Below are 24,318 nucleotides of genomic sequence, written 5' to 3'. Positions count from 1 at the left end.
GTCGCGCGCCTCCCCGCCGGCCCGGCCCGCCCGTTCTCGGGCCCGTAGGAGCCGCCTCGCCGCGTGGCAAGAGGTCCGCCCGGGTACCCGGACCAGTTCACCCGTCCGCGTTGTCGATGTGCGTCAAGCGTGTTACCTGAACGTTAGGTAACTGCTGTTAATAGCCTGCTAATGTCGACGACATCACACAGCTCGGCCGTGCGGGATCCCGCATCACCGAAGTTCGCGCAGCACCTGCCAATCGTGGCTGCGGGAGCCCTGTCTCCGGCTCCGCCCCGCCTCCACCAGGCGTGACAGGGCCGCCGGACGAAACACCCCAGGCCGGCCCCGGCTCCATGCGGACCCGGCCCCCACCCCCGGAATCTCCCTCCATCTAGGAGTTCACCATGCGTCGTGGCATCGCGGCAGTCGCCCTCGCGGCTGCGGTCATCGTCTCTGCGAGCGCCTGCAGCTCGGGCAGCGGATCGGGCTCCGCCGCCTCCGGCCCGGTCACCATCACCTGGTGGGACACCTCGGACGCCACGAACGAGGCCCCGGTCTTCAAGGCCCTGGCCGCCGACTTCGAGAAGGCCAACCCGGACGTCAAGGTCACCTACGTCAACGTCCCCTTCGCCGACGCCCAGAGCAAGTTCCAGACCGCCGCGGGCAGCAAGGGCGCCCCCGACGTGCTGCGCGCCGACGTCGGCTGGACCGCCGGCTTCGCCAAGTCGGGCTTCCTCGCCCCGCTGGACTCCACCCCCGCGGCCAACGACGCCGCCGCCTTCCAGCCGAGCCTCGTCCAGCAGGCCAAGTACGACGGCAAGCTCTACGGCGTCCCGCAGGTCACCGACACCCTGGCCCTGATGTACAACAAGGACCTCTTCGCCAAGGCCGGCATCACCAAGGCCCCCACCACCTGGGACGAGCTGAAGGCCGACGCCGCCCAGGTCAAGGAGAAGACCGGCGTCGACGGCTTCGCCTTCAACCCGCAGGGCTACTACGCCATGCCGTTCCTCTACGGCGAGGGCACCGACATGCTCGACGTCGCCGCGAAGAAGATCACCGTCAACTCGCCGGCGGCCGCCAAGGGCATCGACACCCTCAAGGCCCTGGTCGCCTCCCCCGGCATCGCCAAGCTCGACACCACGAGCAACGGCTACGGCAACATCATGGACGCCTTCGACAACGGCAAGGTCGCCGCCATCATCCAGGGCCCGTGGGAGAACGCCAACGTCCTCAAGGGCACCGCGTTCACGGACAAGTCCAACCTCGGCATCGCCACCGTCCCGGCCGGCTCCACCGGCAAGGCCGGCGCCCCGCTCGGCGGCCACAACCTGGTCGCCTACGCCGGCTCGGACGCCGCCCACCAGGCCGCCGCGCAGAAGTTCATCGCCTTCATGACCTCCACCCAGACCCAGACCACCACCGCCACCAAGAACGCCACGCTGCCCACCCGCGCCGACTCCTACACCGCCGAGGTCAAGGCCAACCCCGGCATCGCGGGCTACCAGGCCGTCCTGCCCTCCGGCCAGCCGCGCCCGCCCGTCGCCCAGTACTCCTCGCTCTACGACCCGCTGGGCACCGACCTGATCAAGATCCTCTCCGGCCAGGAGAGCACCCAGGCCGGCCTCGACAACGTCGCCGCCGCCGCCAAGAAGCTGCTCCCGGACTACACCGCGCAGTGACCCGCACCCCGGCCGGGCGCCCGCGGGCGCCCGGCCGGGACCGCCCCGCTGCCCGCTGCCCCTTCCCGCCCCCGAGGTGCCAGATGACGACCGTCGTCCAAGGCGACGCCGCCCGCAAGAACCGCCGAAGTCTCCCCAGTCGGCTCAGACAGTCCTACGACCGCCACTGGTACGCGTGGGCGATGTGCCTACCGGTGGCGCTGGTCCTGGGTGCGATCGTCGGCTACCCCCTCGTCCAGGGGATCTACCTCAGCTTCACGAACGCCACCAGCGAGAACGTCGGGCGCACCATCGGGGCCAACCACATCCCCGACACCTACAGCTGGGTCGGCCTCAAGAACTACGTCGACATCCTCACCGGCGCCAACAACCAGTTCTGGCCCCACCTGGTGTGGACGATGGTGTGGACCGTCGCCTGCGTCGCCCTCACCTACGCCCTCGGACTGGCCCTGGCCGTCGTCCTCAACCGTGAGATGCGCGCCCGCGGCCTCTACCGGATGCTGCTGATCCTGCCCTGGGCGGTGCCCACCTTCGTCACCATCTTCGCCTGGCGCCTCATCCTCGCCGACGACGGCGCCGTCAACCAGATCCTCCACTTGGTCGGCATCACCGGCCCCTCCTGGCTGAGCGACCCGCTCGCGCAGAAGGCCGCCGCCATCGGCGTCAACATCTGGTGCGGCTTCCCCTTCATCATGATCTCCCTCCTCGGCGGCCTGCAGGCCATCCCGAAGGAGCTCTACGAGGCCGCCGGGATGGACGGCGCCAGCCCCTGGCAGAAGTTCGTCAACGTCACCCTGCCCGGCCTGCGGCCGGTCAGCAGCACCGTGATCCTGCTCGGCGTCATCTGGACGTTCAACCAGTTCAACGTGATCTTCCTGCTGTTCGGCACCAACAGCGACAGCGTCCAGATCCTCGTGACCTACGCCTACAAGCTCTTCTTCGGCCAGCAGCCCCAGGACTACGCCTCCTCGGCAGCCGTCGGCATCCTGTGCCTGTCCCTGCTCGTGGTCTTCACGAGCGTCTACCGCCGCTGGCTCAAGCGCAACGACGAGGGGGCCCTCCGATGAGCACCGCACCCACCTCCACCATGCCCACCACGCCCCCGGCCGCCGCCGTGGCCGAACCGGCCCGCCCTCGCAGCCGGCGCAAGGCCACCTCCTCGCTCAGCCTGCACAGCGGCCTCGCCGTGATGGCGTTCGTCGCCGCGTTCCCCGTCCTGTGGATCGCCTACATCTCGCTCGGCGGCGACAAGTTCGACTACCAGCACCCCGGCCGGATCCTCGACCATCCCACCCTGTCGAACTACGGCCACGTCCTGACCGAGACCAACTTCGGCACCTGGATGACGAACTCGCTCATCGTCGCGCTCGGCACCACCCTCATCGGCGTGCTCATCGCGGCCAGCGCCGGCTACGCCGTCTCCCGGATGCGCTTCCTCGGCCGCGGCACCCTGATGTACACCTTCCTGCTGACCCAGATGTTCCCCGTCGCCGTCCTGATGGTGCCGCTCTACAAGATCATGGCGAACCTGGGCCTGCTCGACACCTACAGCGGCCTGATCCTGATCTACTGCTCCACCGCGGTGCCCTACTGCGCCTGGCTGCTCAAGGGCTACTTCGACACCATCCCCGTCGACATCGACGAGGCCGGCCGCATCGACGGCCTCAGCCCGTTCGGCACCTTCTGGCGCCTGGTCCTGCCGCTCGCCCGCCCCGGGCTCTCGGTCGCCGCGTTCTACACCTTCATCACCGCCTGGGGCGAAGTCGCCTACGCCTCGCACTTCATGCTCTCCGAGGACAAGTACACCCTCGCGGTGGGCCTGCAGACCTACGTCAGCCAGTTCAACTCCCAGTGGAACTTCATGGCCGCCACCTCCGTGCTGATCGCCATCCCCGCCGCACTGGTGTTCTACGTCGTCCAGAAGCACCTGGTGTCCGGCCTGACCTCCGGCGGCACCAAGGGCTGAGCGCCCCGGCGCCCCGCGCCACCTCCCCGGACCGAGCAGCACCCTCGCGTGCCGCCTCGGTACGCGGGTCAGGCCCACCCATCAGACATCACTCCCAGTAACCGCGGCACTACCTGCCGCCGTCGTGAGGACCCCATGACCCAGCATCTCGCCACAACCGACCGGCCCGCCGACGCCCCCGCCGACGCCGCGCGCAGAGCCGACTGGTGGCGCGACGCAGTGATCTACCAGGTCTACCCGCGCAGTTTCGCCGACGCGAACGGCGACGGCATGGGAGACCTGCCGGGCATCCGCTCGCGCCTGCCGTACCTGCGCGACCTCGGCGTCGACGCCGTCTGGCTCTCCCCCTTCTACGCCTCCCCGCAGGCCGACGCCGGCTACGACGTCGCCGACTACCGCGCGGTGGACCCGATGTTCGGCACCCTCGCCGACGCCGACCACCTGATAGCCGACGCCCACGACCTGGGCCTGCGCATCATCGTCGACCTGGTCCCCAACCACTCCTCCGACCAGCACGAATGGTTCCAGCAGGCCCTGCGCGAGGGCCCGGCCTCCCCCCTGCGCGAGCGCTACCACTTCCGGCCCGGCAAGGGCGACAGCGGCGAGGTGCCGCCGAACGACTGGGAGTCCGTCTTCGGCGGCCCCGCCTGGACCCGCACCGAGAACCCCGACGGCACCCCCGGCGACTGGTACCTGCACCTGTTCGCCCCCGAGCAGCCCGACTTCAACTGGGAACACCCCGCCGTCCGCGAGGAGTTCCACGCCATCCTGCGCTTCTGGCTCGACCGCGGCGTCGACGGCTTCCGCATCGACGTCGCCCACGGCCTGGTCAAGGCCGCCGGCCTGCCCGACCTCGGCGCCCACGACCCGATGAAACTGCTCGGCACCGGCGCCACCCCCTGCTTCGACCAGGACGGCGTCCACGAGATCTACCGCACCTGGCGCACCATCCTCGACGAGTACCCCGGCCAGCGGATCGGCGTCGCCGAGGCCTGGACCCCCACCGCCCGGCGCACCGCCGACTACGTCCGCCCGGACGAACTGCACCAGGCCTTCAACTTCCAGTACCTGGCCAGCTCCTGGCAGGCCGGGGCGCTACGCCAGGTGATCGACGAGTCGCTGGAGGCGATGCGCCCGGTCGGTGCGCCCACCACCTGGGTGCTCTCCAACCACGACGTCACCCGGCACGCCACCCGCTTCGCCAACGAGCCCGGACTGGGCACCCAGATCCGCCTCGCCGGCGACCGGGAGCTCGGCCTGCGCCGCGCCCGCGCCGCATCCCTGCTGATGCTCGCCCTGCCCGGCTCGGCCTACGTCTACCAGGGCGAGGAACTCGGCCTGCCGGACGTCACCGACCTGCCCGACGAGGTCCGCCAGGACCCGTCCTACTTCCGCGCCGCCGGCCAGGACGGCTTCCGCGACGGCTGCCGCGTGCCGATCCCGTGGTCGGGCTCGGAGGCCCCGTACGGCTTCGGCCCCGAGGGCGGCCGCAGCTGGCTGCCGCAGCCCGCCGAGTGGGCGCACCTGTCCGTCGAGGCGCAGGCCGGCGACCCGACGTCCACCCTGGAGCTCTACCGTGCGGCCCTCGCCTTCCGCCGCGCCCACCCCGCCCTCGGCGGAGCGGACAACCTGACCTGGCAGGACGCCCCCGACGGCGTGCTGTCCTTCGAACGCACCAGCCCCGACGGCTCCGTCCTGCGCTGCACGGCCAACATCACCGGTCACCCCGTCACCGTCCCCAGCCCCGGCGAACTCGCCCTCGCCAGCGAGCCGCTCACCCAGGACGGCCCCCACACCGTCCTGCCCGCCGACACCACCGCCTGGTGGACCACCGGCTGACCCCGACCGCGGTGCCGCACCCTGCCGAACCCGGGTGCGGCACCGCCCCCAGAACACCGCCCCCGCTTCACCACCCGTCGCGACACGAAGAGGTGCCATGACCCCCCGACCCGCCACCGCCCCCGGATCCCGCCGCGCCCGGCAGGCCGTCGCCACCGCCGTCGTCCTCGCGGCCGCCGGACTGGCCCCCGTCCCGGCCCTGGCCGCCGACCCGACCGCCGCGCCGACCGCCGTCGCCGTGGCAGGTGATCTCGACCACCTCTTCGGCTGCCCCGGTGACTGGTCCCCCGACTGCGACCAGGCCCAGATGACCCGCCGCCCGGACGGAACCTGGTCGCTCTCGGCGCACCTGCCGGGCGGCGCCTACTCCTACAAGGCGGCGCTGGACAAGAGCTGGGCCGTCAACTACGGCCTCAACGCCGCGCCGGGCGGAGCGAACATCCCGCTCACCGTCCCGGCCGCAGGCGCCGACGTGACCTTCCTCTACGACCCGGCGACACACTGGATCACCGACACCCTGAACACGGCGCTGGTCACCGCCGGCGGCGACTTCCTGGACGAACTCGGGTGCGCCGCCGGCGCCACGGACTGCCTGGCGGCCTGGCTCACCGACCCCGACGGCGACGGCCTGGCCACCTTCACCACCACCGCCCTGCCCGCCGGCACCTACCACGCGAAGGCCGCCCTCGGTCTGCCCGCCACCCCCGTCGACGGCACCGACACCACCTTCACCGTGGCGAAGGCCGGCGACGCCACCACCTTCAGCTACACCGCCTCCTCCCGCGTGCTCAGCGTGTACGCCGGGCAGCCCAAGCCCAGCCTCGCCCCCCGCTCCGGGTACTGGCTCACCCCCGACACCATCGCCTGGGACCTCGGCGACAACGCCGGCGCAGCGAAGACCTTCCAGCTGGCCACCGCCCCCGACGGCGGCCTCACCGCCGCCGGCACCGGCATCACCGGCGGCACCAGCATCCCGCTGACCCGCGACCCCAAGGGCCTGCCCGCCGCCGTCAAGGCCAAGTACCCGCACCTCGCGAAGCTCACCGCGCTGCACGTCCCGCGCGAATGGGCGGCGAAGGCCAAGCAGCTCGTCAAGGGCCAGAGCGCGGTCGCCGCGATGGACGCCACCGGCAACCTGATCACCGCCACCGGCCTGCAGACCGCCGGCGTCCTCGACAGCCTCTACGCCGCCAAGGCCGCCGACGCCGAACTCGGCCCCGTCTTCGACGGAAAGAAGCCCACCCTGTCCCTGTGGGCCCCCACCGCACAGTCCGTCACCGTCGAGCTGTACGACACCGCCACCTCCACCGAGGCGCGCACCGTACCCCTGACCATCGACCCCGACACCGGCGTCTGGTCGGTCAAGGGCGACAAGAACTGGAGCGGCACGTACTACCGCTACCAGGTCAAGGTCTGGGCCCCCAGCGTCCTGCGGACCGTCACCAACACCGTGACCGACCCGTACTCCCTCGCCCTGTCCGCTGACTCCAGGCGCAGCCAGATCGTCGACCTCGACGACGCGGCCCTCGCACCGCGCGGCTGGGACGACACCGCGTCACCGAAGACGATCACCGCCGGCCAGCAGCAGATCCAGGAACTGCACATCCGCGACTTCTCCTCCGCGGACACCGCCCTGCCCGCCGACGAGCGGGGTACCTACCTGGCCTTCAGCGACCCGAAGTCGGCCGGCATGAAGCACCTCAAGGACCTGGTCGCCGCCGGTGTCACCACCGTCCAGATCCTGCCGACCTTCGACTTCGCCGGCACCGCGGAGAAGCGCAGCGACCAGGCCGCCCCGGGCTGCGACCTGCCCGCCATGGCCCCCGACTCCGACCAGCAGCAGGCGTGCGTGGCCGGCACCCAGGCCCGTGACGCCTTCAACTGGGGCTACAACCCGTTCCACTTCACCGTCCCGGAGGGCTCCTACGCCACCGCCCCGGATGGCGGCGCCCGCACCGTCCAGTTCCGCCAGATGGTCCAGGCTCTCCACCAGGCCGGCCTGCGCGTGGTCATGGACGTCGTCTACAACCACACCGCCGCCGCCGGACAGGACCCCGACTCCGTCCTGGACCGGATCGTCCCCGGTTACTACCAGCGTCAGGACGCGAACGGCACCGTCACCCACGACAGTTGCTGCGCCGACACCGCCCCCGAGAACGCGATGATGAACAAGCTCGTCGTCGACTCCGTCACCACCTGGGCCAAGCAGTACCACGTCGACGGGTTCCGCTTCGACCTGATGGGTCTGGACCCCAAGCAGACCATGCTCGACGTCAGGGATTCGCTCGGCCGGCTGACCCAGCGCCGCGACGGCATCGACGGCAAGGCCACCACCCTGTACGGCGAGGGCTGGAACTACGGCGTGGTCGCGAACGACGCCCGCTTCGTCCAGGCCACCCAGGCCAACATGGCCGGCACCGGCATCGGCACCTTCAACGACCGCCTGCGCGACGGCGTACGCGGCGGCGGCCCCTCCGACACCGACCCGCGCGAACAGGGCTTCGCCAGCGGCCAGTTCACCAACCCCAACGGCGCCCCCGTCAACGGCACCCCCGGCCAGCAGAAGATCGACCTGCTGCACGACATGGACCTCGTCAAGCTCGGACTCACCGGCAACCTCGCCGGCTACACCTTCACCACCAGCGACGGCACCCGCCGCAAGGGCTCCCAGATCGACTACAACGGCACCCCGGCCGGCTACACCGCCACCCCCGGAGAGGCCGTCACCTACGTCGACGCCCACGACAACCTCGCCCTCTACGACAGCCTCGCCCACAAGCTGCCCGCCGGCACCACACCCGCAGAGCGCGCCCGCATCCAGGCCCTCGCCCTCGCCACCACCACCCTCGCCCAGGGCCCCAGCATGGTCCAGGCCGGCACCGACCTGCTGCGCTCCAAGTCCCTGGACGGCGACTCCTACGACAGCGGCGACTGGTTCAACGCCATCCACTGGGACTGCACCCAGGGCAACGGCTTCGGCCACGGTCTCCCGCTCGCCACCTCCGGCCAGAACCAGGCCCAGTGGAGCTACGCCAAGCCCCTGCTCGCCAACCCCGCCCTCACCACCACCTGCGCCGACACCGCGTCCGCGTCCGCCCAGTACCAGCAGTTCCTGAAGATCAAGCGCTCCACCCCGCTGTTCTCCCTCGACATCGCGAAGGCCGTCCAGCAGCGCCTGAGCTTCCCTCTCTCCGGCACCGCCGGCGAGGTGCCGGGCGTCATCACCGAACACCTCGACGGCCGCGGCCTGGACACCTACAAGTCCGTCACCGTCATCTACAACGCCACCACCAGCTCCCGGACCCAGAGCGTCGCCGCCCTGGCCGGCACCCGCCAGAACCTGCACCCCGTACAGCAGAACGGCACCGACCCGACCGTCAAGCAGTCCACCTACGACCCGGCCACCGGCACCTTCACCGTCCCCGCCCACACCGTCGCCGTCTTCGTCCAGAACTGACCCGATCTGACCCACCCCGCCGGGCCCGGCCGACACACCGGGCCCGGCACCCTCACCGAAGCCACCACCGACACCGACCCGTAGATACGCAGCACCGCACGGCACGTACTGGTCGCACGGTTTCCTGATGCGACGTATCCGGTGGACTGCGAGCACACCCACCGTGCTCAGCCGGCCGATCGGAGGGTCGCGGTGGCCGAGCTGCTGGCCCTGCTGTGGCCGCGAGAGCCCGAAACCCTCGTCCCTCTCACCGCCTTGGCAAGCCACGACGAGGACCTCGCGACCAGGCAAGACGTTCTCGAACGGGCTCCGTCCGACCTGGTGCGACAGAGATCCGCGGACCGCAAGAAGCCCAAACGCAGCTTCACGAAGGCCGCAGACAAACCCGCGCTCTTCACGGCGATCCGCCGATACGCCCAAGTCGAACAACTGCCGGTCTCGCACCTTGCCGGCCCGACTTCGAAGACAACATCGCTGAACTCTGCCGCTGAACCCGGGCGTCCGCTCGGCAGTCGAACTCACCTGGCAATCGGTCACGATCACCTGTCAGAGGACAGCGGGATCAAAGGGTGCGACAGGGCCGTGACCGTGCGGGCGGGATGTCGTTGGGCCAGTCGATCGATCTTGATCGGCGCCGGCGTCCAGGCCGGCCCCGCACCTGACCTGACCTGACCTGAGGAGAATTCGATGTCGGTGAAGACGGTGGTTCGACGGGCACTGACGGCGTCGGCGGTGGCCGGCCTGCTGCTGGGCGTGGCGGCCGTGCCGCAAGCCGTGGCGGCCGAGCAGCCGCAGTACGTGACCAAGCCGTGCCCCGGTGATCAGCAGTACTACCCGGCCGACGTCCCGGAGAAGTTCTGGGAATGCAGCAACGGCACCGCCTACCTTTTCGACTGCCCCGCCGGGCTGCACTGGGACACCGAGCTGCTCACCTGCAACTACCCCGAGGCGGCAGGCTGGGAGCCCCCTGCGGGCCAGAGCCGCAGCGGGCGACGGTCCGCCTCGCTGGGCTCGGAGGGAACACAGCGGCTGGAGACCAAGCACATCCAGGGGCAGGTCATCACGCACACCATCGTCAAGCCCTTGCCGTATTGATGCCGACCCCGGGTGGGTCCAGTAGTGCGTTGCCGGGACGGCTGTCCGACCAGACCGGTCAAGGTCGCATGGCAAACGGTCAAGATCGCCTGTCAGTCACGAGCAGCCGGAATGCTTTCCCCCCGAGCAGGCCGACCTCATGGAGTGCCGACCACGTCCCCTTCGACAGCGTGCTGGGCATCGGCCACCGCGAGCGAACGATCTCCCTGCTGGACAGCCCGTACCTGGTCGAAGAGTGGAACCTCCCCGCCCCTGTGGTGCTGGTCTCGGGTGACGGGCCTTGCTGGATCGGACTCGACTACCGGGCCGGTGGCCGGCACGGGGAACCGTCCGCCACCTGGTTCGACGCGGACGACAACTCGGAGTTGGCCTCCACTTTGCCGCGGCAGGTCGGCGACCAGGTCGTGGAGCCGGTGGTCCATTGCCTGCCAGGTGACAACGGTGTCGTGCCGTGTGGTGGCCACCACGTGGAAGACGTCGGCCTGCTCCAGTTCGAAGCGCCAGCTCTTGCTGTAGCCGTAACCCGCGTCCGCCGTCACCCAGCGAAACGGGATCCGGTCGTCGATCGCACGGCGGACCATCGCCCTCGCGAGCTGGACCTTGATGGCGAACTCGACCTCGTCGCCGATCCCTGCATCCCGGCAGCGCCCGCACCGAGCGCCCCGATCGCACCTTCGCCTTCGACAAGTTCGGGCCGCTCGGCATCCGCCCGACCGGCGGGGCCTGCTGGGCCCAGAGAGGGCAGGCCCGACCGGTTGCCAGCGACCTACCACCGCACCCACGGGGTCGCCTATTTCCACGGCTGTTACTCGAGCGGCGATGACGCGCTTTGGGGCATCAACCGGCGCCGCAAGGGCATCGCTCCGACCTGGGCCGCGCTCAAGACCATCCGGTCAGCACGTCCCGACGGCGCCCCGATCTACGTGACCTGGACAACCTCTCCGCCCACAAGAACGCGCGCATCCTGCGCCGGGCAACCTAGAACAAGGTCGAGCTGTGCTCCACCCCGACGAACGCGTCCTGGGCGAACCCGGTCCAGGCGCACTTCGGGCCACTGCGACAGTTCACCCTCGCCAACTCCCATCACCCCAACCACACTGTTCAGACAAGGGAGTTGCACCGGTACCTGCGCTGGCGCAACGAGAATGCCCGGAACTCCGACGTCTTGGCCGCGCAACGACGTGAACGCGCCCGCGTCCGCAGCGAGACGGGCCTGCGCTGGGGCGGACGTCTCCTCACCGCCCCAGCACGCCAGTCGCTCACACCGTCTTGATGCCGCCGCCCTCGACGACGTAATCAGCGCCGGTGACGCTTGCCGCACGGTCCGAGACTAGAAACGCGACGACGGCCGCGACCTCGTCGGCCTCGACCATGCGGCCGGTGGTCATGCCCATCGCCGCGGGCACCCCGGCCACGAAGTCGCGGTGCCCGACACCGTTCGCCTCTGCGAGGCGGGCACCGAAGCCGTCGGGGTCCTCCCACATACCGGTACGCGTCGGACCGGGAGAGACAGTGTTCACACGTACACCCTGGGGGCCGAACTCCTCGGACAGTGCCTTACCGAACGCGTTGAGCCCCGCCTTCGCGGCGCCGTACTCGATCGGGCCCGTGCCCGGCAGGCGTGCGCTCATCGACGAGATGTTCACCACCGAACCGCGGCGCTCCAGGAGACTCGGCAGCAGCTGGCGGGTGACCCGGACCGTGCCGAACAGGTTGACCTCGAAGCTCTGCGCCCACAGGGCGTCGTCGGTCGCGAGGAACCCGTTGAGGGTGAACGTGTCGCCGCCGCCCAGGTTGTTGACCAGGATATCCACCCCGCCGAGTTCCGCGAGCGCCTGCACCCCCAACGCCTCGGCGCCTTCCGGCATGCTCAGGTCGACCGCAACCGGGTGGGCGCCGGCCTCCTTCAGCTCGGCCGTGATCGTGCGGGCCGCACCCACCACGCGGACCCCCTCGGAGACGAGCTGCCGTGTGATCGCGAGGCCCACGCCTCGGCTGGCCCCGGTGATGACCGCGGTCTTCCCGGCGAGATCGAGTTCCATGTCAGACTCCTTGAACATATTTGAATGAGAAGCCGTTGTCGTACCGATCCTGACGAACGTGAGTTCGAGTGGATCAGCTCAGTCGGGTGATCTTTCCTGCTGCCGGGCATGAAGGCAGGGCCTCTGGTGCAGCTCGGGGTTGTCGAGACCCTGAGCCCGCCAGAAGGCCCTGTTGTCGCTGTTGTACGCCCTTGCGCCGGCCGGCTCCAACTTGGCTGCCCGGGAGTGTGACTGTCTCGCGCACCGGTTCGGGAATGCCGGGGACCAGCCGCACAGACGACCGAGGCATCCCTCGGACATGACGGACGCGGAGTGCGCGATCGTGCGCGACGCGATGCCGGTGCCGGGGTGACTGGAAGGCCGCGGCAGGCAGCCCGAGGGCTATTGCCACCGGCAATTGGTCGACGCGGTGCGCTACCTGGTCGCGGGCGGCATCACCTGGAGGGCGATGCCCGGGGACTTCCGCGCGTGGGACCGCCGCCAGTCCGAGCGCCACTGCGACCTGCCGGCAGACCATCGCCGCACCGCCCGAGCGCCCGGGGTCGGCCAGGATCTTCATGATCCGCCGGTAGTCCGGCGCCAGAACGCCGGCATCGAGCCCGTCCCGTCACACCGGCACCACCGAACCTGGCACCGCCGCCGCGACCCCAGTCGCCGTTCGCCGGACGCCACGACCGGCTGAACCTCCTCATCCTCGCGAGGCTCCGTCAGGACCTCGGCCACCGTCTCACGGGCGATCACGAACCGCTCCCACGCGGCCTCCGCCTCCCGCAAGTCGGCCTGGAGAGCCTCCACCCGCTGCCGGGCGACCCGCTCACGTTCCTCCAGCAGCCCCATCACCGACGGCACCCTGACACCTCCTCCGAAGAGACGACACGACACGACGCCCCATACGGCTCGGCCGAGTTCGCGGACGCCTGCCGGCGCCACGGGATCCGGCGAAGCATGGGGAAGGTCGGCTCCAGCTACGACAACGCCGCCGCGGAGAGCTTCTTCGCCTCGCTGAAAAGGGAGTTGATGCACGGATTGCGATGGGCCGACCAGCATCGGGCGAGGCTGGACGTGTTCCGCTGGATCTCCCTACAACCTCCGCCGACGCCACTCCACACTCGGCCACGTCAGCCCGATCCAGTTCGAACAGCAGACAGCGGCGCCCCGTAGGATCACCCTCGCCGCATGAAACTCCGGTGTCCACGTTCCGGGGAAAGGCTCAGTCGACTACGGCAGCGAGAAGATCGGCGCGTGCAACGGCGGCGGACCGGCCCAGTCCGCATGCTCGACCCCGGACAGATCAAGCCGCCAGTGATCGCTCACCGCACCCGACCCGTCCGCCGTCCACTGGCCCTGCGGCCAGTAGGTCCCCGCCACCACCGACGCCAGCAGCGCATGAATGACCCGCGCCCCAACGCCTGCACCACCGCCCCACACCCCGCCAGCAACGCACCCGTCAGTCTCACCGCATCCCCGCCCTGCGCGCCTGGATCGCCGTCGCCACGCCCGCCACCGAGTGGCCGGAATGCCGGCAAGTGGCCAAACTCCTTCGCACGATGTGTAGTTCGACCACGTGTGACCCCCATCCCAACTGGAATCACGTTGATTGTGGGGGCCGATCCATCTACCGTGATCGATGTGGTTGAACATGCTCTGCACCCGCAACAGTCGGCCAATTCCCCGAAGGCCGTCGAGGCGGAGAGGGGCGAGCGGCTCCGCCGGATCTCCCCCGCCCGCACGCTCGAGTTCGGCGAGCACCGTCTCACTTATCTGCCGGACGGTTTCGTCCAGCTGATCCCCCGTGCATGGTTTCCGGAGACCGGCGACGGCGACTGGCAGCGGCATGCCGAACATCTCGACCGGGACGGCTGTCTGACCGCCTCGGTCGGCAGCCTGCTGGTCGAGTTCAAGGGCCGGGCGCTGCTCATCGACACCGGGTACGGGCCGCGCCGCACGGCGCCGGCCGACAGTTACCCCTTTCTCGGTGCCGAGGAAGGGGGACGGCTGCCGGAGAGCCTGACCGTGCACGGCCTGGCTCCCGAGGCTGTCGACACCATCGCGTTCACCCATCTCCACGAGGACCACGTGGGTGGAGCCTTCGCCCCCGCCGAGACAGGGTCAGGACTGCTGTTCGGTTCCGCGCGGTTCGTCACCTCAGCCACCGAGTGGCGCGGTTGGCACGGGGCACCCTCCGCCGCCGCGGCCCGGCACCTGCAGAAGCACGCAATCGGCGCGGCGGACGGCCAGGAGATCTTCCCGGGCGTGACGGCCTGGAACACCCCGGGCCACACCCTCGGTCACACCTCGTACATCATCACGTCCGGCGGGCGGCGGCTCGTCGTCATCGGTGACGCCCTGCACAGTGCCGTGCAGGTGGAACGTCCGCGGTGGCGGGTCCTGGTGGACTCCGCCCGGGACATCTCGGTGGACTCCCGTCTGAAGATCCTGCGGGAGCTCTCCGCGCCGGACACCCTGGGTTTCGGTGGACACTTCGCCGACGTGCTGTTCGGCCGCGTCGTCACGGACGGTTCGCAGCGTCGCTGGGAGGCGCTCGACGTGGCGAGGTGACATTGTCGAGCGTCGCGCGCACGGCCCAACACGCCCCCCTCCGGGGCCGGTTGACCTCCGATGCGGTACATACCCAATCCTTAACATCCAGTTGGCAGGCAGCAGCGTTGTTGCGCTTAGGATCGAACAGGACCGCTCGGTCGTGGTCGGCGTAGGCTGGCGCGAAGAGCTGATCGTGAACGAATGGGGGGAATTTCTTGTTAGCCACACCATCCGCTTCCGAAGCCTGCGGACTCCAGCAGGTCGTCGACTCGGCCATCGCGTCCTACGCGGAGGCGCTCCGCGCCGCGAACAGTCTCCTCGTCCTGGACGAGACCGTGTGGGCGGAGTGCGAGCAGCAGGCCCGCGAGATCCTGGCCGACTGCGTCAGAGCCATCCATGGACCGTGCGACGAGCTGCCCGCGCAGTTGGACGCGGAGTTCCTCTCCCTGGAGCTCGGTGCCCGACGCGCACTCCAGCACATCCCCGCGATGGAGTCGCTGCGGGCCGCGCAAATCCTCACCGGCGTCGTCCTTGACGCCCTGCCGGCCCTGATGGCCGACCTTCCCCACGACGTGCTGCTCGTTCGGATGCAGCGCGCGGTGAAGACCCTGCACCAGAGCATCGGCAGCCGGGTGCGAGCGGCCCTGATTGGCTACGACGCCTTCCAGCCCTGCGGGGTCGACCCGATCAGCTCCGCCGAACGCGCCCGGCTGGCACGGGAGCTCCACGACCGGATCGGCGGCAGCCTCGCCCTGGCCATGCGCTCCCTCGAACTCCACGAGCTCGAGGCGGGCAGCTCCCGACCCGGACTCGCCCGGGTCGAGGAGGTCAAAGCCGCGCTCCAGGACACCTTCGGGTTCGTCCGGGAACTGGTGAACGGCCTGCGCGCGCCGCGCAGCCGCACCAACTTCCACACCCGGCTGCTGGATTACATCGAACTGTCCCGACCGGCCGGGACGACGGTCGACATCCAGGTCGAGGGCAGTACCGCGCAGCTGACCCCGCTCCACCACGACGAGATCTTCCTGGTCATCCGGGAATGTCTGCGCAACGCCTACCGGCACTCGGCCGCCACCGACATCCGGGTGGAGGCGAGCTTCGGCACCGACGTGCTCCGCGTCCGCGTCACCGACAACGGCAAGGGCGTCGACGTCTCCACCGCACAGTTCCGGCACGGCAACGGCATGATCTCCATGCGCGAGCGGATCACCGCCATGGGCGGCATTCTGTCGGTCACCAACCTTGGCGGAAAGGGCACCCTGATCCGGTTCTTCATACCCGTCCCGGACGCCAACAACTCGGGCACAGAGTGATTATGAGTGACACTCAGATCCGCTTGCTCGTAGCCGACGACCATGTCCTGCTCCGGACGGCGCTGTGCAACCTGCTGGCCTGGGAACCCGACATCACGATCGTGGGCGAGGCGGGGGACGGTCCGATGACCGTCCGTCAGGCAGTCGAGCTCCGGCCCGACGTCATCCTGCTCGACCTCGAAATGCCCGGCCCGGGACCGTTGGAGACCGTCCGGCAGCTGACGGCGGCCGTCCCTGGCACCCGGGTCGTCGTCCTGACCATGCACGACGACGACGAGATGGTGCACGCTCTGCTCGCCGAGGGTGCCCTGGGCTACCTGCACAAGTCGGCCACCCGGGAGGTGCTGGTCGCCGCGGTGCGCAGCGCCGTCGCCGGGGGCACCACGCTGTTCACCCCGCAGCGGCCCACCGCTCGGCCACCGCGCCCGGTCGAGCGGCCCGAGGTCCAGAACGTGCTCACCTCGCGCGAGTTGGAAGTACTCGAGTGTGTGGCCGAGGCCATGAGTAACCGGAAGATCGGGCGGCAGCTCGGCATCACCGAGGGCACCGTCAAGCGGCACCTGCGGAACATCTTCGCCAAGCTGGAGGCCACCACCCGGCTCGACGCGGTGAACAAGGCCCTGTCCGCGCGACTGATCGGTCGGTGAGCAGCGGATCGGGATCACCCCCCGGCGAGTAGACCGGCGGCCAAGCCCGCGTTCGCCGCGTACTGAGTGACCATGAACGCTCGGTACGGGCCGCGGGCCTGGTTCGCGTCCGGCTGCAGGCAGCGCGCCGCGACCCAGCCGGCTCCCAGGGCCAGCGGGAGCGCCCCCGCCAGCAGCACGAGCTCGGCGCACAGGCCCAGCAGCAGTCCGGCCGTTCCCAGGACGACGGCCGAGACCGCGGCGAACAGTCGGGCCGTCCGCTCGCTGTACACCACGGCGATGGTGCGCCGGCCCCCCGCCCGGTCGCCGGCGATGTCGCCGAGGTCCTTGGTGACGGCGCCCACGAAGCCCATCCACAGGGCCAGCAGGCCGCAGAACACCAGGGCGCCGATGGGGATCTCGCCGGCGGCGGAGACCGCGCCCGCCAGGTAGCTGGAGAGTCCCGTCGTGATCACCGCGACGGCGCTGGTCGCCGTCCGCCGTTTCGCGGCCAGCGGCCGCACCGAGTAGGCGTAGCCCAGGAAGAGCGTGAGAGCGACGAGCCAGAACTCCCCTGGTACGAAAGCCGACAAGAGCAGGGCAACGCCGGAGAGCAGCCCCACCACGCCGACCGCCACCCGGACCGGCAGGGCGCCCCGGGCGATCGGGCGTCGAGACCCGTTCACCCGGTCCTCGGCGATGTCCATCACGCCGTTCAGCAGGTAGGCGGCGGTGACCGCGCAGGTCATCGCCACCCCACCGAGCACCACGCCGGGCCCTGACCAGTTGTCGGTGCCGGACGTCACACACACGGCCCCGACCAGGAACCGCATCAGGAAGACGACCTGCACCACCGGCCGGGACTCGGCGAGGCAGTAGCGGGCCGCCGAGAGGGGGGACGGGACCGGAGGCGGGTCGGTGAGCGGGCCGGCAGTCATGGCGAAGCTCCAGGACGCGGCCGGGTCAGGGCCCTGGTTCGAGCCCTCCCTCGCACCTCGCGCTCGGGACTGCAGGTCCTGGGTTGTCTGGTTCATCAGGAGGCCTGCACCGTCCAGGTGTCCTTGCCGGTCAGCAGGGCGCCCAGGTCGCCCTGGCCCTGCCGCTGCACGGCCTGGTCGAGCTGATTGCTCATCAGATCGTCGTAGACCGGGCGTTCGACCGAGCGGAGCACGCCGATCGGAGTGTGGTGCAGGGTGTCGGTGTCGGCGATCCGGGACAGCGCGAAGGCGAGCGCCGGGTTGGCGTGGTGGGCGTCGTGCACCAGCACGTCCGCCTGGTTCGCCTCAGTGAGCGGCGCGACGTACAGCTCGCCGGCCGCGTCCCGGAAGACGCCCCGGCCGGCGAAGGTGACCGGCTGCCCGTGCTCCAGCCGGATCAGTGCCTCGTCCCTAGTTCCCGGGTCCTTCAGCACCTCGAAGGCGTTGTCGTTGAAGATGTTGCAGTTCTGGTAGATCTCCACCAGCGCGGTGCCCTGGTGCTCGGCGGCGGCCCGGAGCACCGACTGCAGGTGCTGGCGGTCCGAGTCGATGGTGCGGGCGACGAAGGTGGCCTCGGCCCCGATCGCCAGCGAGAGCGGGTTGAACGGGTGGTCGAGCGAGCCCATCGGGGTGGACTTGGTGATCTTCCCGACCTCGCTGGTAGGCGAGTACTGCCCCTTGGTCAGACCGTAGATCCGGTTGTTGAACAGCAGGATCTTCAGGTTGACGTTCCGTCGCAGCGCGTGGATCAGGTGGTTGCCGCCGATCGACAGCGCGTCGCCGTCGCCCGTCACCACCCAGACCGAAAGGTCCCGCCTGGAGGCGGCCAGTCCGGTGGCGATCGCCGGGGCGCGTCCGTGGATCGAGTGCATCCCGTAGGTGTTCATGTAGTACGGGAAGCGGGAGGAGCAGCCGATCCCCGAGACGAACACGGTGTTCTCCCGACGGATGCCCAGCTCGGGCATGAAGGCCTGGACGGCGGCGAGGATCGCGTAGTCCCCGCAGCCCGGGCACCAGCGCACCTCCTGGTCGGTCTTGAACTCCTTGGCGGTCTGCAGCGCCTCGGCATTGGGGACCAGTCGAAGGCTCTCCATCACTTCTCCTCCAGAGCGCCGATGGCGGCGGACAGCACGTCGGCCAGCTGGGCCGCCTTGAACGGCAGCCCGCGCACCTGGTTGTAGGACTCGGCGTCCACCAGGTACCTGGCGCGCAGCAGCAGGGCGAGCTGGCCGAGGTTCATCTCCGGCACGATCACCTTGTCGTACGCCTCGAGAATCGAACCCAGGTTGGCCGGGAAGGGGTTGAGGTGGCGCAGGTGGGTCTGGGCGACCTCGCCGCCGTCCGCCCGGAACCGCCGGACGGCCGCGGTGATCGGCCCGTAGGTCGAGCCCCAGCCGAGCACCAGCACCCGGGCGCTGCCGGTCGGGTCGTCCACCGTCAGGTCGGGGACGTCGATCCCGTCGATCTTGGCCTGCCGGGTGCGGACCATGAAGTCGTGGTTGGCCGGGTCGTAGGAGATGTTCCCGGTACCGTCCTGCTTCTCGATCCCGCCGATCCGGTGCTCCAGGCCCGCCGTGCCGGGCACCGCCCAGGGGCGGGCCAGCGTCGCCGGGTCGCGCTGGTACGGCCAGAACTCGCCGTCGTGGTTCGGTCCGGTGGCGAAGTCCGGTTCGATCAGCGGGAGTTCGTCCACCGCCGGGATCCGCCAGGGCTCCGAGCCGTTGGCCAGGTAGCCGTCCGAGAGCAGGAAGACCGGGGTGCGGTAGGTGACCGCGATCCGGGCCGCCTCCAGCGCGGCGGCGAAGCAGTCAGCCGGGGTGGCCGGGGCCACGATCGGCACCGGCGCCTCGCCGTTGCGCCCGAACATCGCCTGCAGCAGGTCCGCCTGCTCGGTCTTGGTCGGCAGCCCGGTGGACGGGCCGCCGCGCTGGACGTCGACCACCAGCAGCGGGAGTTCGAGCGAGACGGCCAGGCCGATGGTCTCCGACTTCAGCGCCACGCCGGGGCCCGAGGTAGTGGTGACGCCCAGCGCCCCGCCGAAGGCGGCACCGAGCGCGGCACCGATCCCGGCGATCTCGTCCTCCGCCTGGAAGGTGCGGACGTCGAAGTTCTTGTGCCGGGACAGCTCGTGCAGGATGTCCGAGGCCGGGGTGATCGGGTACGAGCCGAGGAAGACCGGCAGGCCGGAGCACTGCCCGGCCGCGATCAGGCCGTAGGAGAGCGCGAGGTTGCCGGAGATGTTGCGGTAGGTGCCCTCCGGCAGCCGCGCCGGGGCCACCTCGTAGGAGACCGCGAAGTCCTCGGTGGTCTCACCGAAGTTCCAACCCGCCCTGAACGCCGTGATATTGGCCTCGGCGATGTCCGGCTTCCTGGCGAACTTCTGCAGCAGGAACGCCTCGGTGCCGTGGGTGGGCCGGTGGTACATCCAGGACAGCAGCCCGAGCGCGAATATGTTCTTCGCCCGCTCGGCGTCCTTGCGGGCCAGGCCGGAGTCCTTCAGCGCCTCCAGCGTGAGCGAGGTCAGCGGCACCCGGTGCACGTGGTACGCCTCCAGCGAGCCGTCACCCAGCGGGTCGGCGGCGTACCCGACCTTCGCCAGTGCCCGCTTGGTGAACTCGTCGGTGTTGGCGATGATTTCGGCCCCGCGCGGCAGGTCGGCCAGGTTGGCCCTGAGCGCCGCCGGGTTCATCGCGACCAGCACGTTCGGCGCGTCGCCGGGGGTGAGGATGTCGTGGTCGGCGAAGTGCAGCTGGAACGACGACACACCCGGCAGCGTGCCCGCGGGGGCCCGGATCTCGGCCGGGAAGTTCGGCAGCGTGGAGAGGTCGTTGCCGAAGGAGGCCGTCTCCGAGGTGAAGCGGTCACCGGTGAGCTGCATGCCGTCGCCGGAGTCGCCGGCGAACCGGATGATCACCCGGTCCAGCCGCCGGATCGGCTTGGATCCGCTCGCGGTGGAGACCAGGTCCTGCTGCTCGATGCCGGTCACGGGTGTTCTCCCTACGTTGCGGATCAGGTCGGACAGGTCCGACGGATGCCCTGGCCGACTGTGGGTCCGGTCGGGGGGCGCCCCGGGGGTGGGGGCCGCCCCCCCCGGGAGGGGCCGCGGTTGCCGCTCCGGAGCGGAGCGGCCGCGTGGTCAGTTGGCGGACGCCGCGTCGGTCTTGCGGCCGCTCAGGAGCGCGACGATGAGCACGAGCAGCGCCAGGCAGATGCCGCCGAGCACCCACAGGACGGTGTGGAAGGCGCCGTCGTACGCGGTGACCAGGAGGTCGGTGAAGCTGCCGCGCTGCGCCTCGGCGACGGCCTCGGCAGGGCCGGAGACATTGCCGCTGGCGACGGTGCCGGCGATGGTCGCCGGGTCACCGACACCGGCGTATCCGGCGATGCCGTCCTGGGCCTTGTTGGTGATGACGGTGGCGAGCAGCGAGCCGTAGATCGCAACCGCGATGGCCTCGCTGCCGAGGCGCATGGTGTTGAGGAAGCCGGCGGCCATACCCGCGCGCTCCGGAGCGACGAGCTCCAGGGCCTGGCCGTCGACGAGGCCCGCCGCGAGGGCGTAGCCGGCGCCGATGATGAGCATCGGCAGGGCGACCAGCGCGAGGTTGACGTCGGGCTTGAAGAGTTCGAGGCCGCCGACGCCGATCACCAGGAAGACCAGGCTCAGGTAGATGATGCCCATCGCGGAGGTGCCCTTGGCGACGAGCTTGGCGGCGAGGAGCGGGAAGACCAGCATCGGAACGGTGAGCAGCAACATGATCAAACCGGCCGTGCCGCTGGAGTAACCGCCGGTGGCGGTCAGGTAGCTGGGCAGGTAGGTCAGCATGGTGACGAAGCCGAAGGAGCCGGCCACCGGCACCAGGCAGAGCGCCAGGAAGCGGCGGTTGGCGACGATGCTCAGGTCGAGCATCGGGTGCTCCTTGCGCTTCTCCACGGCGGCGAAGACGGCGAGGGCGACGATCGTGCCGGCGAACAGGCCGAGCACACCCGGGCTGGCCCAGCCCCACTGGGAGCCCTGGGCGATGCCGGTGGTGAGCAGCAGCATGGCAAGGATGAACAGGGCGGAGCCGACCACGTCGACGCGCGCGCCCTCGGTGCGGGTCTCCTTGACGGCGCGGCTCATCGTCGGAACGCTGAGCAGGACGAGGCCCAGCACGATCACGTGGACGGCGAACACCCAGCGCCAGCCGGCGCTCTCGATCAGCACGCCGGACAGGGACGGGCCGAAGGAGACGCCGATACCGGCGACGGTGCCGAAGAGGGCGAACGCCCTGCCGCGGGCGGGGCCTTCGAAGACGGTGGACAGCAGCGCCGCACCGCAGGCGAAGATCGCGGCGCCACCGATGCCGGCGAGGGCGCGGGCGATGTCCAGCAGGATCACGTTCACGGCGAACACACTGATCAACGAGGCGACCGCGTAGATCGTGGCGCCGACGGCGAAGGCACGGACGCGGCCGATGATGTCGGCGATGGACCCCCAGGCGAGGGTGAAGCAGGCGAACGCCACGTTGAAGGCGTTGACGACCCACTGCAGGGGTACCAGATTGGCGTCCAGGTCGGAGCCGATGTACGGCAGCGCCACACCGGTCCCGGAGATGGACGTGGGGACGACGAAGATGGCCAGCAGGACGGCGACCAGGATCAGCGTCTGCCGCTGGGGACCTGACGTCTGGGGTCCGTCCTCTTCCCCGACAACGGGGGATTCGGTCTGTGCAGCCATGGTTGGGAAAGCTCCCGTTCCGGAGGGCTCCGAACCTTAGGTTCGGTTCTTGTCGAACCTAAGGTTGACATGGCGGATAGGTACTATGCAAGTGCAACCTGGTCTGGCCACGGCATGGCCAACGAGCAACAAGGAGACGGAGAGATGGTTGACGCGGAAGGCCACCCCAGCCGGGACGAGATGGAGCTGCCCGTGATCCTGAACGCCTTGTCAGACCCCTTGCGGTACAAGGTGATCCAGGACTTCGCGGCCCTGCCGGACGGCACCGAACGGACCTGCCTGTCCTTCGGGTTCGGGGTGTCCAAATCCACCCTCAGCCACCACTTCCGGGTCCTGCGCGAGTCCGGGCTGGTCCAGCAGATCAACCGGGGCAACAGCAGGAAGGCGCACCTGCGCCGGGAGGACCTCGAGGCGCGCTTCCCCGGGCTGCTCGACCTGATCAGCCAAAACCCCTCGGCCACGCCGGAAACGGCGCAGGCCGACGCGGACGCCGAAGCACCATAGCAGTCAGGATCAGGCCGTCCCGGGCGAGCCACCGGCCCATGAGCGGGGTCGAGCGGGAGCCGTACCTTCCGGGCCCGGGCAATCTGACCCGGGCCCGGAAGGTACCGGCCGGCGGGTCCACCGTGATCAGCGCGTCCTCGAAGCCCAGCGGCCCGACCATCGGGAAGCAGGCCTTGTAGACGGACTCCTTCGCGCTGAACAGCAGCCGGTCCCAGCTCACGTCGGGACTTCGGACGAGCAGCGCCTCGACCCACACGCGCTCAGCGGCGAGCGAGACCCAGCGGCAGCATGTCCTCGGTGCGCAGCCGTTGGTTCGGCTCCGCGTCGACGCCGATCGCCAGGATGCTGCGCGAGGGGGCGACCACCGCGGCATGGTAGCCACGGGTGTGGGTCATGCTGCCGATGAGCCCGCGCGGCCAGACCGGCTCGCCGGACGGGCCGCGCAGCACGGGGGCGGGTGGTAGGCCGAGCCGGACCATCCCTGCCGGGCGCAGTCGCGGATTGTCGTGAACCGGGCTCGCCGGCCGGTGGCCGTGGGCGCGGCCCACTGCTCCTCCTCCGGAAAGAGGGCCGTGTCCTGCACGGTGTCGAACGAGTCGGCGCCGACGGCCGGCTCCGACGGCAGCTCCTCGATCATGCGTGTCCCGTCCTTCCTGCACTGGAGGTCATGCGACCCCTCGGAGGATCTCGCCGCGGAGCCGCTGGACGTCTCCGGACGGCTCCACGCCGAGTTCGCGGTTGAGCAGGGTGCGCAGCGACTGGTAGGCCCCCAGCGCCTCGGCCCGCCGGCCCGCACCGTGCAGGGCCCGGATCAGCTGAGCGTGCCGCCACTCGTTGAACGGCTGGGCCGCGACCAGCACCCGCAGTTCGTCGACGACGTCCCGGTGGCGCCCGCGTTCGAGGTCCGTCGCCAGCCGATGCTCGATCGCCCGGTCGCGCAGGCCGCCGAGTTCGGCGGCGAGTTGCTCGATCACGGCGCCGTGCCGCACGTCGGCGAGCACCGGGCCGCGCCACAGCGCGAGCGCCCGGCCGAAGAGGTCGGCGGCCGCGTCCAGCTGGCCGGCGTCCAGCAGATCCTGCCCGCGGGCGAAGAGCAGCCGGAACACCCTGGCGTCCACGCTTTCCTCGGGAATCTCCAGCCGGTAGCCGTACGGCTGGCTGACGATGTGCGGCTTGCATTCCGCCGTGGCCGGGAGGGCGGAGAACCATCTCCGCAGGTGGTAAATGTGCGTCCGGACGGTCATGACGGCGGTGGCGGGCTGATTCTCCCCCCACAGTTCATGAGCCAGAACGTCAATGTTCACGTCCTCGTTCGCATGGAGGGCCAGCAGGGCGAGAACCTTCCGCAGCTTCGGCCCGCGGAGTGCGAAGACCTGGCCGGCGAACCGGAATCCGAGTGTTCCCAGAACATCAACACGCATGACATCCGACATGTCTCCCCCGTGATTCCCGCGCATGGTCGGGATCTCGCCCGGCCCGCAACCGGTGTTCAGAAAATGTCCGTCCGCGAACCGCGGGACTCGATGGATCTGCTCCTCAGGTGTCGCTCCGGTTACGTCCAAAGGAACATGTCCGGG

General features: G+C 70.0%; 19 protein-coding genes and 3 pseudogenes. 13 read left to right on the top strand and 9 right to left on the bottom strand.

Annotated features, from left to right (window positions below; translation table 11 throughout):
* Positions 1-386: 386 nt before the first annotated feature.
* The 7 genes from ACFTWP_RS28120 to ACFTWP_RS28090 all read left to right on the top strand — a co-directional run bounded on the left by ACFTWP_RS28120 (position 387) and on the right by ACFTWP_RS28090 (position 10,021).
* Positions 387-1,664 carry an extracellular solute-binding protein gene (locus ACFTWP_RS28120; RefSeq protein ID WP_380267676.1) on the top strand — a complete coding sequence of 426 codons (1,278 nt, stop codon included), beginning with the start codon at positions 387-389 and terminating at the stop codon, positions 1,662-1,664.
* A gap of 83 nt (positions 1,665-1,747) precedes the next feature.
* On the top strand, positions 1,748-2,731 hold the full coding sequence (locus tag ACFTWP_RS28115) for a carbohydrate ABC transporter permease (protein ID WP_380267675.1): 984 nt from the start codon (positions 1,748-1,750) through the stop codon (positions 2,729-2,731).
* Entirely contained in the window at positions 2,728-3,630 is a 903-nt protein-coding gene (locus ACFTWP_RS28110) for a sugar ABC transporter permease (RefSeq protein WP_380267674.1), read from the top strand. The genes ACFTWP_RS28115 and ACFTWP_RS28110 overlap by 4 nt, the downstream gene beginning before the upstream one ends.
* 135 nt (positions 3,631-3,765) lie before the next feature.
* Positions 3,766-5,469: a glycoside hydrolase family 13 protein gene (locus ACFTWP_RS28105; RefSeq protein ID WP_380267673.1), complete on the top strand. Its 1,704-nt coding sequence runs from the start codon at positions 3,766-3,768 to the stop codon at positions 5,467-5,469.
* A gap of 97 nt (positions 5,470-5,566) precedes the next feature.
* On the top strand, positions 5,567-8,926 hold the full coding sequence (gene pulA / locus ACFTWP_RS28100) for a pullulanase-type alpha-1,6-glucosidase (RefSeq protein ID WP_380267672.1): 3,360 nt from the start codon (positions 5,567-5,569) through the stop codon (positions 8,924-8,926).
* 192 nt (positions 8,927-9,118) lie between these two features.
* A complete protein-coding gene (locus ACFTWP_RS28095) occupies positions 9,119-9,598 on the top strand; it encodes a hypothetical protein (protein ID WP_380267671.1) in 480 nt (159 codons plus the stop codon).
* 15 nt (positions 9,599-9,613) lie between these two features.
* The gene (locus tag ACFTWP_RS28090; protein ID WP_380267670.1) at positions 9,614-10,021 is read left to right on the top strand and encodes a carbohydrate-binding module family 14 protein; all 408 of its coding nucleotides are present in this window, start codon (positions 9,614-9,616) and stop codon (positions 10,019-10,021) included.
* A gap of 377 nt (positions 10,022-10,398) precedes the next feature.
* Here ACFTWP_RS28090 and ACFTWP_RS28085 read toward each other — a convergent pair.
* Positions 10,399-10,668, bottom strand: a pseudogene (locus tag ACFTWP_RS28085) (transposase); the annotation flags it as partial.
* On the opposite strand from ACFTWP_RS28085, the pseudogene ACFTWP_RS28080 reads away from it, so the two are divergent.
* Positions 10,668-11,294, top strand: a pseudogene (locus tag ACFTWP_RS28080) (transposase); the annotation flags it as partial. The pseudogenes ACFTWP_RS28085 and ACFTWP_RS28080 sit on opposite strands and share 1 nt — an antisense overlap.
* Here ACFTWP_RS28080 and ACFTWP_RS28075 read toward each other — a convergent pair.
* Entirely contained in the window at positions 11,281-12,063 is a 783-nt protein-coding gene (locus ACFTWP_RS28075) for an oxidoreductase (RefSeq protein ID WP_380267669.1), read from the bottom strand. The pseudogene ACFTWP_RS28080 and the gene ACFTWP_RS28075 overlap by 14 nt on opposite strands.
* An 885-nt stretch (positions 12,064-12,948) precedes the next feature.
* On the opposite strand from ACFTWP_RS28075, the pseudogene ACFTWP_RS28070 reads away from it, so the two are divergent.
* The 4 genes and pseudogenes from ACFTWP_RS28070 to ACFTWP_RS28055 all read left to right on the top strand — a co-directional run.
* Positions 12,949-13,243 (top strand): annotated as a pseudogene (locus ACFTWP_RS28070) (transposase); the annotation flags it as partial.
* Positions 13,244-13,629: 386 nt separating this feature from the next.
* The gene (locus ACFTWP_RS28065) at positions 13,630-14,622 is read left to right on the top strand and encodes an MBL fold metallo-hydrolase (protein WP_380267668.1); all 993 of its coding nucleotides are present in this window, start codon (positions 13,630-13,632) and stop codon (positions 14,620-14,622) included.
* 197 nt (positions 14,623-14,819) lie between these two features.
* Entirely contained in the window at positions 14,820-15,917 is a 1,098-nt protein-coding gene (locus ACFTWP_RS28060; protein WP_380267667.1) for a sensor histidine kinase, read from the top strand.
* Between the two features lie 2 nt (positions 15,918-15,919).
* Positions 15,920-16,564, top strand: a complete 645-nt coding sequence (locus ACFTWP_RS28055) for a response regulator (RefSeq protein WP_380267665.1) — start codon at positions 15,920-15,922, stop codon at positions 16,562-16,564.
* Between the two features lie 14 nt (positions 16,565-16,578).
* On the opposite strand, the gene ACFTWP_RS28050 is transcribed toward ACFTWP_RS28055, so the two are convergent.
* From ACFTWP_RS28050 to ACFTWP_RS28035, 4 genes are all read right to left on the bottom strand, one after another.
* The gene (locus ACFTWP_RS28050; protein WP_380267664.1) at positions 16,579-17,481 is read right to left on the bottom strand and encodes a UbiA prenyltransferase family protein; all 903 of its coding nucleotides are present in this window, start codon (positions 17,479-17,481) and stop codon (positions 16,579-16,581) included.
* A 95-nt stretch (positions 17,482-17,576) separates the two neighbouring features.
* Positions 17,577-18,614, bottom strand: coding sequence for a 2-oxoacid:ferredoxin oxidoreductase subunit beta (locus ACFTWP_RS28045; RefSeq protein ID WP_380267663.1), 1,038 nt, complete (start codon positions 18,612-18,614; stop codon positions 17,577-17,579).
* The gene (locus ACFTWP_RS28040; RefSeq protein ID WP_380267662.1) at positions 18,614-20,506 is read right to left on the bottom strand and encodes a 2-oxoacid:acceptor oxidoreductase subunit alpha; all 1,893 of its coding nucleotides are present in this window, start codon (positions 20,504-20,506) and stop codon (positions 18,614-18,616) included. The genes ACFTWP_RS28045 and ACFTWP_RS28040 overlap by 1 nt, the downstream gene beginning before the upstream one ends.
* 150 nt (positions 20,507-20,656) lie before the next feature.
* A complete protein-coding gene (locus ACFTWP_RS28035) occupies positions 20,657-22,237 on the bottom strand; it encodes an MFS transporter (protein ID WP_380267661.1) in 1,581 nt (526 codons plus the stop codon).
* A gap of 144 nt (positions 22,238-22,381) precedes the next feature.
* Here ACFTWP_RS28035 and ACFTWP_RS28030 point away from each other — a divergent pair, with 144 nt between their 5' ends.
* On the top strand, positions 22,382-22,741 hold the full coding sequence (locus tag ACFTWP_RS28030) for an ArsR/SmtB family transcription factor (protein ID WP_380267660.1): 360 nt from the start codon (positions 22,382-22,384) through the stop codon (positions 22,739-22,741).
* 260 nt (positions 22,742-23,001) lie between these two features.
* Here the strand turns inward: ACFTWP_RS28030 and ACFTWP_RS28025 are convergent, their stop codons facing one another.
* Genes ACFTWP_RS28025 through ACFTWP_RS28015 form a run of 3 tightly spaced genes read right to left on the bottom strand, consistent with a single transcriptional unit; the run spans position 23,002 to position 24,162 of the window.
* Positions 23,002-23,220 (bottom strand): hypothetical protein, encoded by a 219-nt coding sequence (locus ACFTWP_RS28025; protein WP_380267717.1) that lies wholly within the window; start codon positions 23,218-23,220, stop codon positions 23,002-23,004.
* Positions 23,133-23,378, bottom strand: coding sequence for a hypothetical protein (locus ACFTWP_RS28020; protein WP_380267720.1), 246 nt, complete (start codon positions 23,376-23,378; stop codon positions 23,133-23,135). The genes ACFTWP_RS28025 and ACFTWP_RS28020 overlap by 88 nt, the downstream gene beginning before the upstream one ends.
* Positions 23,379-23,406: 28 nt before the next feature.
* Positions 23,407-24,162, bottom strand: coding sequence for a BTAD domain-containing putative transcriptional regulator (locus tag ACFTWP_RS28015; protein ID WP_380267659.1), 756 nt, complete (start codon positions 24,160-24,162; stop codon positions 23,407-23,409).
* Positions 24,163-24,318 lie beyond the last annotated feature (156 nt).

It is taken from the genome of Kitasatospora sp. NPDC057015 (assembly GCF_042673745.1).
GTDB lineage: Bacteria > Actinomycetota > Actinomycetes > Streptomycetales > Streptomycetaceae > Kitasatospora.
This window is presented reverse-complemented; position numbering and strand designations above follow the sequence as displayed.

Excerpts from the sequence above, each read along its gene's own strand:
- ACFTWP_RS28120 (WP_380267676.1), top strand. The coding sequence starts at position 387 with ATGCGTCGTGGCATCGCGGCAGTCGCCCTCGCGGCTGCGGTCATCGTC.
- ACFTWP_RS28115 (WP_380267675.1), top strand. The coding sequence starts at position 1,748 with ATGACGACCGTCGTCCAAGGCGACGCCGCCCGCAAGAACCGCCGAAGT.
- ACFTWP_RS28110 (WP_380267674.1), top strand. The coding sequence starts at position 2,728 with ATGAGCACCGCACCCACCTCCACCATGCCCACCACGCCCCCGGCCGCC.
- ACFTWP_RS28105 (WP_380267673.1), top strand. The coding sequence starts at position 3,766 with ATGACCCAGCATCTCGCCACAACCGACCGGCCCGCCGACGCCCCCGCC.
- pulA (WP_380267672.1), top strand. The coding sequence starts at position 5,567 with ATGACCCCCCGACCCGCCACCGCCCCCGGATCCCGCCGCGCCCGGCAG.
- ACFTWP_RS28090 (WP_380267670.1), top strand. The coding sequence starts at position 9,614 with ATGTCGGTGAAGACGGTGGTTCGACGGGCACTGACGGCGTCGGCGGTG.
- ACFTWP_RS28075 (WP_380267669.1), bottom strand. The coding sequence starts at position 12,063 with ATGGAACTCGATCTCGCCGGGAAGACCGCGGTCATCACCGGGGCCAGC.
- ACFTWP_RS28055 (WP_380267665.1), top strand. The coding sequence starts at position 15,920 with ATGAGTGACACTCAGATCCGCTTGCTCGTAGCCGACGACCATGTCCTG.
- ACFTWP_RS28050 (WP_380267664.1), bottom strand. The coding sequence starts at position 17,481 with ATGACTGCCGGCCCGCTCACCGACCCGCCTCCGGTCCCGTCCCCCCTC.
- ACFTWP_RS28045 (WP_380267663.1), bottom strand. The coding sequence starts at position 18,614 with ATGGAGAGCCTTCGACTGGTCCCCAATGCCGAGGCGCTGCAGACCGCC.
- ACFTWP_RS28035 (WP_380267661.1), bottom strand. The coding sequence starts at position 22,237 with ATGGCTGCACAGACCGAATCCCCCGTTGTCGGGGAAGAGGACGGACCC.
- ACFTWP_RS28030 (WP_380267660.1), top strand. The coding sequence starts at position 22,382 with ATGGTTGACGCGGAAGGCCACCCCAGCCGGGACGAGATGGAGCTGCCC.
- ACFTWP_RS28025 (WP_380267717.1), bottom strand. The coding sequence starts at position 23,220 with ATGGTCCGGCTCGGCCTACCACCCGCCCCCGTGCTGCGCGGCCCGTCC.
- ACFTWP_RS28020 (WP_380267720.1), bottom strand. The coding sequence starts at position 23,378 with ATGATCGAGGAGCTGCCGTCGGAGCCGGCCGTCGGCGCCGACTCGTTC.
- ACFTWP_RS28015 (WP_380267659.1), bottom strand. The coding sequence starts at position 24,162 with ATGCGTGTTGATGTTCTGGGAACACTCGGATTCCGGTTCGCCGGCCAG.